General features: G+C 71.1%; 11 protein-coding genes. 2 read left to right on the top strand and 9 right to left on the bottom strand.

What is annotated here, in order from left to right; all coding sequences use genetic code 11:
- Nucleotides 1-334: 334 nt before the first annotated feature.
- The 9 genes from pcp to HNQ58_RS08425 form a co-directional block, all read right to left on the bottom strand.
- Complete coding sequence (gene pcp, locus HNQ58_RS08465; RefSeq protein ID WP_183948468.1) at nucleotides 335-979, bottom strand: pyroglutamyl-peptidase I; 645 nt, start codon at nucleotides 977-979, stop codon at nucleotides 335-337.
- A 204-nt stretch (nucleotides 980-1,183) separates the two neighbouring features.
- Nucleotides 1,184-2,146 carry a 5-oxoproline transporter, DUF979 family subunit gene (locus HNQ58_RS08460; RefSeq protein WP_183948467.1) on the bottom strand — a complete coding sequence of 321 codons (963 nt, stop codon included), beginning with the start codon at nucleotides 2,144-2,146 and terminating at the stop codon, nucleotides 1,184-1,186.
- Nucleotides 2,143-2,850: a DUF969 domain-containing protein gene (locus HNQ58_RS08455; RefSeq protein ID WP_183948466.1), complete on the bottom strand. Its 708-nt coding sequence runs from the start codon at nucleotides 2,848-2,850 to the stop codon at nucleotides 2,143-2,145. Before HNQ58_RS08455 ends, HNQ58_RS08460 begins: the two co-directional genes overlap by 4 nt.
- A 6-nt stretch (nucleotides 2,851-2,856) precedes the next feature.
- On the bottom strand, nucleotides 2,857-3,621 hold the full coding sequence (locus HNQ58_RS08450) for a 5-oxoprolinase subunit PxpA (RefSeq protein ID WP_183948465.1): 765 nt from the start codon (nucleotides 3,619-3,621) through the stop codon (nucleotides 2,857-2,859).
- Between the two features lie 9 nt (nucleotides 3,622-3,630).
- On the bottom strand, nucleotides 3,631-3,795 hold the full coding sequence (locus HNQ58_RS08445) for a LiaI-LiaF-like domain-containing protein (protein ID WP_183948464.1): 165 nt from the start codon (nucleotides 3,793-3,795) through the stop codon (nucleotides 3,631-3,633).
- 31 nt (nucleotides 3,796-3,826) lie between these two features.
- Nucleotides 3,827-4,792 carry a 5-oxoprolinase subunit C family protein gene (locus HNQ58_RS08440; protein WP_183948463.1) on the bottom strand — a complete coding sequence of 322 codons (966 nt, stop codon included), beginning with the start codon at nucleotides 4,790-4,792 and terminating at the stop codon, nucleotides 3,827-3,829.
- On the bottom strand, nucleotides 4,789-5,508 hold the full coding sequence (gene pxpB, locus HNQ58_RS08435) for a 5-oxoprolinase subunit PxpB (RefSeq protein ID WP_183948462.1): 720 nt from the start codon (nucleotides 5,506-5,508) through the stop codon (nucleotides 4,789-4,791). The genes HNQ58_RS08440 and pxpB overlap by 4 nt, the downstream gene beginning before the upstream one ends.
- Nucleotides 5,505-5,915, bottom strand: coding sequence for an HIT domain-containing protein (locus tag HNQ58_RS08430; protein WP_183948461.1), 411 nt, complete (start codon nucleotides 5,913-5,915; stop codon nucleotides 5,505-5,507). The genes pxpB and HNQ58_RS08430 overlap by 4 nt, the downstream gene beginning before the upstream one ends.
- Before the next feature lie 13 nt (nucleotides 5,916-5,928).
- Nucleotides 5,929-6,591 (bottom strand): dienelactone hydrolase family protein, encoded by a 663-nt coding sequence (locus tag HNQ58_RS08425; RefSeq protein ID WP_183948460.1) that lies wholly within the window; start codon nucleotides 6,589-6,591, stop codon nucleotides 5,929-5,931.
- Between the two features lie 76 nt (nucleotides 6,592-6,667).
- On the opposite strand from HNQ58_RS08425, the gene rimO reads away from it, so the two are divergent.
- Nucleotides 6,668-8,008: a 30S ribosomal protein S12 methylthiotransferase RimO gene (gene rimO / locus HNQ58_RS08420; RefSeq protein ID WP_183948459.1), complete on the top strand. Its 1,341-nt coding sequence runs from the start codon at nucleotides 6,668-6,670 to the stop codon at nucleotides 8,006-8,008.
- 167 nt (nucleotides 8,009-8,175) lie between these two features.
- Nucleotides 8,176-8,643, top strand: coding sequence for a hypothetical protein (locus HNQ58_RS08415; RefSeq protein ID WP_183948458.1), 468 nt, complete (start codon nucleotides 8,176-8,178; stop codon nucleotides 8,641-8,643).

Here is an 8,643-nt window from a genome sequence, read left to right as displayed (position 1 = left end):
GAACCCTCCGAACAGGATGTTCGGAGGGCGCGAGCACCTGGGGTGCCCTTCTCTTTGGTCACTTTCTCTTGGGCAAGCAAGAGAAAGTGACCCGGGCGCCGGCAGGCGCACGGAACCCCCGGCCTGAAAGGCCGGCCAAATCGCGACAAACCTGCAAGCGCACGGGACCCCGGCGCGTAGCGCCGGCCAGTTCGCGAGACACCCACAGACGCACGAAACCCCAACACAACACACCGGCCAGGTCGCGAGAGACCCACAGGCACACGAGCCTGGCGGTGCAACGCGCTTGGGCACCGAAGACGGGGGGATAAGAAGACAGTTGCTCCTACAGACGCTAGTGTTCCGCGCCGGCCTGGACGCGGAGATCCTCGCGCGTCGCCAGCGTCGTGCGCAGGGCGATGCGCAAGGCCTCGCTCGCCATCGCCACCGGCAGGCCGGGTGCGCCGGGGTGGCGTGCGGCCTGTTCCGGCGAATACGGGATGTGGACGAATCCGCCGCGCATCCCGTCATCCAGTGCCTGCATCAGGCCGTAGAAAACGTGGTTGCAGACGTAGGTGCCGGCGCTGTTCGACACCTCGGCCGGGATGCCGGCGTCGGTGAGCGCGGCGAGGATGGCCTTGATCGGCAGCGTGGCGAAATGCGCCGGCGGGCCGTGCGGATCGACCGGGCTGTCGATGGGCTGCCGGCCTTCGTTGTCGGGGATGCGGGCGTCGTCGAGGTTGATCGCCACCCGTTCCAGCGAGATGCGCGGCCGGCCGCCGGCCTGGCCGACGCAGATCGTCAGCGTCGGACGGTGCGCGCGCAGCGCCTCGCGCAACACCTCCAGCGAACGGCCGAAGACGACCGGCAGTCGTACAGCGACGACGCGGTGGCCGACGATGGACTCGCCGTCGAGCACGCGCACCGCCTCCCAGGACGGATTGACCGCCTCGCCGCCGAAGGGCTCGAAACCGGTGAGCAGCAGGGTGGGTTGGGGCATGGTGGGGCTCGTGGTGTCATCGTGTTTGTGTTTGTGCAGGAGTGGCTTCAGCCGCGACCCCAGGAGCGAGAAACGAGTGAAGAGGAGTGAGAAGTGAGAGAAAGCATCGGCTAGCCGAAGTCCCGCTCTTCTCTCATTCCTCACTCCTCTTCACTCGCTCCTCATCACTCGGTCGCGGCTGAAGCCCCTGCCACGGGACGAAAATCAGCCGGCATGGCGGAAGACGATGAAGTACATCAACACGATGTTGCACGCCAGCAGCGGGATGGCCGTGCCGATCTGGGCGCGGATGACGCCGTAGGGGTCTTTCAGTTCCAGCAGCGCCGCCGGCACCAGGTTGAAGTTGGCCGCCATCGGCGTCATCAGGGTGCCGCAATAGCCCGAGAGCATGCCGATCGCGGCCAGCGAGGCGGCGTCGGCGCCATGGCCGTTCACCAGCAGCGGCAGACCGATGCCGGCGGTCATCACCGGGAAGGCGGCGAAGGCGTTGCCCATGATCATGGTGAACACGGCCATGCCCAGCGCGTAGGCGACCACGAGCACCAGCCGGTTCTCCACCGGGATGCCGGCCTTGACCAGTTCGGCCACGGCCTCGCCGACGCCGGTGGCCGAGAACACGCTGCCCAGGGTCGCCAGCAGCAGCGGCAGCAGCGCCGCCCAGCCGATGGCGTCGACCAGCCGGCGCGACTGTTCCACGGCCGCGCCGGCGCTTTGCCGGGTCAGCCGGCAGGCGGCGAAGGTGGCGATCAGGCAGGCCACGCCCAGCGCGACCAGCGTGGTCTGTTCAGCGCCGAACAGGCGCTGTCCGGCGATTTCCGCATCCTTCAGCACCACCGCGCCGAGCAGGGTGACGCCCGGGATCAGCAGCGCCGGCCAGAACAGCCGGTTGCCCAGGCGCGCGGCCTCGGCGCGCTTCTCGTCTACCGTGCTCTGGTCGTAGCGGCCCATGCGGATGCCGCCGAAGCCGGCCAGCACCGCCAGCAGCACCACGATGCCGCCCATCACCGGCGCCGGCAGCCGCTCGCCGACCAGCAGCGCCAGCGCCAGCAGCCCCCAGAACAGGGCCGTGGTGTGGCGGCGCGGGTTGCCGCGGTCGCGCAGCCCGAGCCAGGCCAGCCAGCCGATGTAGCCGCCCGCCAGCCAATAGATCCACTGCAGGGTGATCACGGACGCACCTCCGGTGCCGCCTGCGCGACGATGGCGCGCGCCTCGCGCTCCAGCCGGCGCTCGAAGCGCAGCACGCGGGTGGTGTGGATGGCGAAGGCGCACAGCGCGGTGGGGATGCCCCACAGGGCGATATGCAGCGGTTCGAGCGCGATGCCGTTCTCGGCGAAGAAGCCCTGTATCAGCAGCACCGCGCCGAAGGCGATGAACACGTCCTCGCCGAAGAACAGGCCGACGTTGTCGGTGCCGGCGCACATCGCTCGCAGGCGCTGGCGCTGGTCGTCGTCCAGCGCGCCGATGCACGCTTCCGCCGCGCCCTCGGCCATCGGCGCCAGCAGCGGCCGCACAGTCTGCGGGTGGCCGCCGAGGCTGGTCAGGCCCAAGGTGGCGGCGAGCTGGCGCAGGCCGAGGTAGGCCACCAGCAGGCGGCCGGCGGTGGCGCCGCGCATGCGTGCGATCCACGCCTGTGCATGCTCCTTCAGGCCGTGGCGTTCGAGCAGGCCGATCACCGGCAGCGTCAGCAGGAACAGGGCGAGATAGCGCTGCTTGGTGAAGGCCTCGCCGAACAGGCCCAGCACGGCCAGCAGATCCTTGCCGGCGACCAGGCCGGTGACCAGGCCGGCGCTGACCACCACCAGCGCGGGATTGAGGCGCAGGGCGAAGCCGGCAACGACCCAGGCGACACCGATCAGCGGCCAGTAGGACATGGGGTTTCAGTCCGGTGTGGAGAAGGGCGGGGCGATAGCGATGCCCTCGGCCGCCAGTGCCGCGCGCAGCGCGCGGGCGAAGGCGGCGGCGTCGGGGCGGTCGCCGTGCAGGCAGAGGGTGTCGGCGCGGATCGGCACGCGCTCGCCGGTGCGGGCGACGACGATGCCTTCACGCAGCATGCCGCGCACCTGTGCCAGCGCCTCGTCGAGCGAGTCGATCACCGCGCCTGGCTGATCGCGTGGCGTGAGCGTGCCATCGGCCTCGTAGCGGCGCTCGGCGAAGACCTCGTGCGCCACCCGCAGGCCGACGCGTTCGCCGGCGGCGGTGAGGGCCGAGTGGGCCAGGCCGTACAGGATCAGCCCCGGGTCGAAGTCGCGCACGGCGGCAGCGATGGCCTCGGCGATGGCGGCATCGCGCGCGGCGAGGTTGTAGAGCGCGCCGTGCGGCTTGGCGTGATGCAGCCGGCCGCCGGCGGCGCGGACGAAGGCGGCGAGCGCGCCGAGCTGGTAGAGCGTGTCGGCGTGGACCTGTTCGGGCGTCGTCGCCAGTTCGCGCCGGCCGAAGCCCTCGCGATCCGGGAACGAGGGGTGGGCGCCGACGGCGACGCCGTGGCGCAGGCAGACCGCCACCGCCTCGCGCATCCGCAGCGGGTCGCCGGCGTGGAAACCGCAGGCCAGGCTGGCCGAACTGATGTGTGGCGCGATCGCTGCGTCGTCTCCGCAACCCTCGCCGAGGTCGCAGTTGAAGTCGATGCGCAGCGGGCGGCTCATGGGCGGCGGCTATTTCGAGCCCTTGAACAGCATGCTCAGGCCGACCGCGATCAGGATCGCCGGCCACCAGGTGGCGACCAGCCGGCCGAAGTCGAAGCGGGCGAAACCGAGGTTGTCGAGCAACAGTACGCTGCCGAGGACGATGAGGATGATCGCGGGGAGGCTGAATTTCATGCGGGTTGGCTCGTAGGGGAAGTGCCGGCGGTCAGGTGCGGGCGGCCAGCCGTTGTGCGACCGCCAGGGCGATTCTGGCCAGCCGCGCGCGCTGATCACAAGCCGCGCGCCAGGCGGAGTCGGCATCGGTCGGGCGCAGGTGCAGGGTGTCACCCGGGCGCAATTGCGCCAGCCGTGGCAGGTCGGCGCTGGCGACATGGCCGATGCGCGGGTAGCCGCCGACCGTCTGCGCCTCGCCGAGCAGGATGATCGGCTGGCCGTCCGGCGGCAGCTGGATGGTGCCGACGGCGACCGGTTCGGAGACCCGCTCGCGGCGGTCGGCCGATTGCAAGGGCGGGCCGTCCAGCCGCAGGCCCTGGCGGTTGCTGGCGGCGGAGACTTTCCAGCTCGTCGCGAACAGGGCATCGGCAGGCTCGGTGGCGTCGCGGCCAGGCAGCACATGCGCCAGGGCGTCGCGGTACAGGTCGATGTCGGGGGCCGCTGCGATCCACCACGGCGGGATGCGTGGCGTGTCGACCGCGGGCCCTGCTTCGCGTGCCAGTGGCAGCAGGTCGCCGGCGGCGAGCATGCGTCCGCGCATGCCGCCGAAGCCGCCACGCAGGTCGGTGGACGCGCTGCCGAGCAGGCGCGGCACGCCGAGGCCGCCGTGGATTGCCAGATAGGCGCGGCAACCGCGTCGGCAGGCGCCCAGTCGCAGCTCGCCGCCGGCCGGCAGATCGAGCGGGCGCCAGCCGGGCAGCTCGACATCGTCGTGGCGGGCGTCGATCTGCGCACCGGTCAGGGCGATGCGCAGCGGCCGGTCGAAGCGCAGGCGCGGACCGCTGAGTGTGATTTCCAGCAGCGGCGTGTCCGGCGCATTGCCGACCAGCAGGTTGGCGACGCGCGCGGAGTAGCCGTCGAGCGCGCCGGCGGTGCCGACGCCGTAGCGGCGCAAACCGGTGCGGCCGAGGTCCTGCACGCTGGTCAGCAGCCCGGGGGCCAGCACCTGCAGGCTCATCGGCGCTCCCGTGCGTGCGTGGCGAAGGCCGCGTCGTCGACGGCGACGAAGCGCACGCGGTCGCCGGGGGCGAGCAGGGCGGGCGGGTCGCGCAAGGGGTCGAACAGTACGAGCGGGGTGCGGCCGATGATGCGCCAGCCGCCCGGGCTCTCGCGCGGGTAGATGCCGGTCTGGGCGCCGCCGATGGCGACACTGCCGGCCGGCACGCGCTGCCGTGGCGTCGCCAGGCGCGGCAGCGCCAGCATGGGATCGAGGCCGAGCAGGTAGGGAAAACCGGGTGCGAAACCGAGCAGCGCGACGTGGTAGTCGCCGGCCGTGTGGCGGGCGACGACCTCGTCCGGTGACAGGCCGCTGTCGCGGGCCACAGCGTCCAGATCCGGGCCGTCCTCGCCGCCGTAGCGCACCGGAATCTCGATCGACCGTGCCGACGGCGTTGCCGCCGGGTCGTCCGTGTGGTCGGCGAGCGTCGCCAGCCGCGCGCGCAGCCAGCGCTCGGCGGCCGCCAGCGGCGGCTCGGCGGGGCCGAAGGCGGCGGTGTCCAGGTACAGCGCCAGCGTCGCGTAGGCCGGCACCAGGTCGAGTAGCCAGGGCGGGCGGATGACGTCGAGCGCCGCCGCCAGTACATGCACTCGGCGGTTGAGGTCCGGATCGATGCGCTCGCCCCAGCGCAGCAGCAGGGCGGCGTCGCCGAGCGGTTCGATGGCCGGCGTCGTCACACGCCGAGCGCCCGCTGCAGCCGCGAGACGCACTCGACCAGCGCCTCGGGCGTGTACGGGCGGGCGTTGACCCGGCCCCAGACCGGCGCCGGCCAGGCCGGGTCGTCGGTGTGCCGTGCGATCACGTGCACGTGCAGCTGCGGCACCAGATTGCCGAGCGCGGCGACGTTGAGCTTGTGCGGCCGGAACAGCGCCTGCAGCGCGCGCGAGCAGCGGCTGATCTCCTCCATCAGCGCGCCCTGTGCGGCGGCGTCGAGGTCGACCAGTTCGCGTGCGTCGGGCACGCGCGGCACCAGGATCAGCCAGGGGTAGTTGGCGTCGTCCATCAGCCGCAGTTCGGACAGCCCGAAGGTCGCGACCGGGTGGGTGTCGCCGGCCAGTTGCGGGTGCAGGCTCCAGTGGTTCATGGCCGTTGCCTCGTCATGGCTTGAGTGTGCGCTCGAAGAAGGCCAGGGTGCGCTCCAGTGCCAGCCGCGCGCTGGGCTCGTCGTAATCCTCGCGCGCCTCGCAGTTGAAGCCGTGGCCGGCAGGATAGACGTGGATCTCGGCCTGCGGCTGCAGTTCGCGGTGCAGCTGCACGTGCTCGGGCGGGATGATCGGGTCGCGCTCGCCGAAGTGGAACAGCATCGGCGCGTCGAGCTGCTCGTGCAGGAACGGCACCGTGCGTCCGCCGTAGTAGCTCACCGCCGGAAAGCCGTGGCGGGTGTTGGCCAGGAAGGCCACCGTGCCGCCCCAGCAGTAGCCGACCACGCCGACCTTGCCGAGATGCTGAAATTCGCGGGCGGCCTCGACCACGTCCTCCAGTACCCGCTCGAAGCCGATTTGCGCGACCAGCTCGCGGCCGCGCTCCACCCCCTCGGGCGTGTAGTCGAGCTCGACGCCGATCTCGACGTGGTCGAAGAATGCCGGCGCCACCGCCACGTAGCCGTGTGCGGCGAAACGGTCGACCACGTCGCGGATGTGACGGTTGACGCCGAATATCTCCTGCACGACCACCAGCACGCCTTTCGGCGGGATGGGCGGATCGGCGCGCCAGGCGCGGATGCCTCCGGCCGGCGCGTCCAGCGAGATCCAATGGCCCATGGCGACCCCTCCGCGGTGGAAGGCCCTATGGTAGCGCCGGCGCTATAATCCGCGCCCCCCGTTTCGCGGCGCCGTCATGTCCCGTTCCAACCCCAAGGTCGGCTTCGTCAGCCTCGGCTGCCCCAAGGCGCTGGTCGATTCCGAGCGCATCCTCACCCAGCTGCGGGTCGAGGGCTACGACATCGTGCCCAGCTACGACGACGCCGACGTGGTGGTGGTCAACACCTGTGGCTTCATCGATGCGGCGGTGGCCGAGTCGCTCGACGCCATCGGCGAGGCGCTGGCCGAGAACGGCAAGGTCATCGTCACCGGCTGCCTGGGCAAGCGCCCCGAGCAGATCCGCCAGGCGCACCCGGGCGTGCTCGCCATCACCGGCCCGCAGGACTACGGCAGCGTGATGCAGGCGGTGCACGAGGCGCTGCCGCCGAAGCACGATCCGTTCCTGGACCTGGTGCCGGACTACGGTTTGAAGCTGACGCCCAGGCACTACGCCTACCTGAAGATTTCCGAGGGCTGCAACCACCGCTGCAGCTTCTGCATCATTCCCTCGATGCGCGGCGACCTGGTGTCGCGCCCGGTGGACGAGGTGCTGCGCGAGGCCGAAAAGCTCGCCCGTGGCGGCGTCAGGGAACTGCTGGTGATCTCGCAGGACACCTCGGCCTACGGCGTGGATCTCAGGTATGCCGAGCGCGAATGGCGCGGCCGGCCGTACCAGACCCGCATGAAGGCGCTGTGCGAGGGGCTGGCCGAGCTCGGGGTCTGGGTCCGCCTGCACTACGTCTACCCGTACCCGCACGTCGACGAGATCATCCCGTTGATGGCCGAAGGCAAGCTGCTGCCGTACCTGGACATTCCCTTCCAGCACGCCAGCCCGCGCATCCTCAGGCTGATGAAGCGCCCCGGCGCGGTCGACAGGACGCTCGAGCGCATCGCACGCTGGCGCGCGATCTGCCCGGACATCACCCTGCGTTCGACCTTCATCGTCGGTTTCCCCGGCGAAACCGAGGAAGAGTTCGAGGAGCTGCTGGATTTCCTCGAAGAAGCCCAGCTCGACCGCGTCGGCGCCTTCGCCTACTCACCGGTCGAGGGCGCGGCGGCCAACGCGCTGCCCGACCCGGTGCCCGAAGAGCTCAAGCAGGAGCGGCTGGCGCGCTTCATGCAGCGCCAGGCCGAGATCAGCGCCGGCAAGCTCGAGGCCAAGGTCGGCACGGTGCAGACCGTGCTGGTCGACGCCATCGACGGCGAGCTGGCCATCGCCCGCTCGATGGCCGATGCGCCGGAGATCGACGGCACCGTGCAGATCCAGGACGGCGCCGTCGCCGGCCTCAAGCCCGGCCAGTTCGCCGAGGTGACGATCATGGGCAGCGACGAGCACGACCTGTTCGCGCTGGTCGATCCCGGTCAGGAAACGGACTGACGCCAGCCGGCCCCGTCGCGGAGGCCCTCGCTTCATCCGCGCCGTCGATTCCGGGTGTCGGGCGGCACCGCCGCTCCCTCGCCCGAACTGCATCGACCCGCCGGGTGCCGGGCCGGGTCCGGAGCTGGTTTAGACTCTGGCACGAAATCCCCAGCGGAGGAGTCGCCATGAGTAACGGGAACGGTTCGCGCAAACAGTGGTGGGTGAAGGTGCTGGTCGCCGTCGTGGTCGTGTTCGCCATCGGCTGGTGGACGGGGCGCGCAGGACCACAGACGCGCGTCGGCGAGCTGACCGCGGAACTTGCGGCCGTCCAGGCCCGTGCCGAAACCGCCGAAGCCGCGAACGCCCGCGCGCTGGCCCGGATCGGCCTGCTGCAGACCCAGGTGCAGCTGATGCAGGCCGCCATCGAGCTCGACCAGCGCAACTTCGGCATCGCCAACCGGCAGGTCATCGCGGCCCGCGAGGCGCTGGCCGGCGTCGACATCGACGTGCTCGGGCTGGATGCGGAGAAGGTGCATGCGCTCAAGGCCGCGCTGGGCGAGACCGACCTGACCGTGGCGACCGATCTGGCCGTGCAGCGGCAGGTGCTGGTCGGGCTGATCGCCAGGGTGCAGGCCCTGCTGCCGTCGGACTGA

Origin of the sequence: Rehaibacterium terrae, from assembly GCF_014202935.1 — a bacterium.
GTDB classification, from domain to species: Bacteria; Pseudomonadota; Gammaproteobacteria; order Xanthomonadales; family Xanthomonadaceae; genus Rehaibacterium; species Rehaibacterium terrae.
Note: the sequence above shows the minus strand (reverse complement) of the source record. Positions and strands in the feature narration are given on the sequence as shown.

Bases quoted from the DNA above. Each gene is read 5' to 3' on its own strand.
- pcp (WP_183948468.1), bottom strand. From the start codon at position 979: ATGCCCCAACCCACCCTGCTGCTCACCGGTTTCGAGCCCTTCGGCGGC.
- HNQ58_RS08455 (WP_183948466.1), bottom strand. From the start codon at position 2,850: ATGTCCTACTGGCCGCTGATCGGTGTCGCCTGGGTCGTTGCCGGCTTC.
- HNQ58_RS08450 (WP_183948465.1), bottom strand. From the start codon at position 3,621: ATGAGCCGCCCGCTGCGCATCGACTTCAACTGCGACCTCGGCGAGGGT.
- HNQ58_RS08445 (WP_183948464.1), bottom strand. From the start codon at position 3,795: ATGAAATTCAGCCTCCCCGCGATCATCCTCATCGTCCTCGGCAGCGTA.
- HNQ58_RS08440 (WP_183948463.1), bottom strand. From the start codon at position 4,792: ATGAGCCTGCAGGTGCTGGCCCCCGGGCTGCTGACCAGCGTGCAGGAC.
- HNQ58_RS08430 (WP_183948461.1), bottom strand. From the start codon at position 5,915: ATGAACCACTGGAGCCTGCACCCGCAACTGGCCGGCGACACCCACCCG.
- HNQ58_RS08425 (WP_183948460.1), bottom strand. From the start codon at position 6,591: ATGGGCCATTGGATCTCGCTGGACGCGCCGGCCGGAGGCATCCGCGCC.
- rimO (WP_183948459.1), top strand. From the start codon at position 6,668: ATGTCCCGTTCCAACCCCAAGGTCGGCTTCGTCAGCCTCGGCTGCCCC.
- HNQ58_RS08415 (WP_183948458.1), top strand. From the start codon at position 8,176: ATGAGTAACGGGAACGGTTCGCGCAAACAGTGGTGGGTGAAGGTGCTG.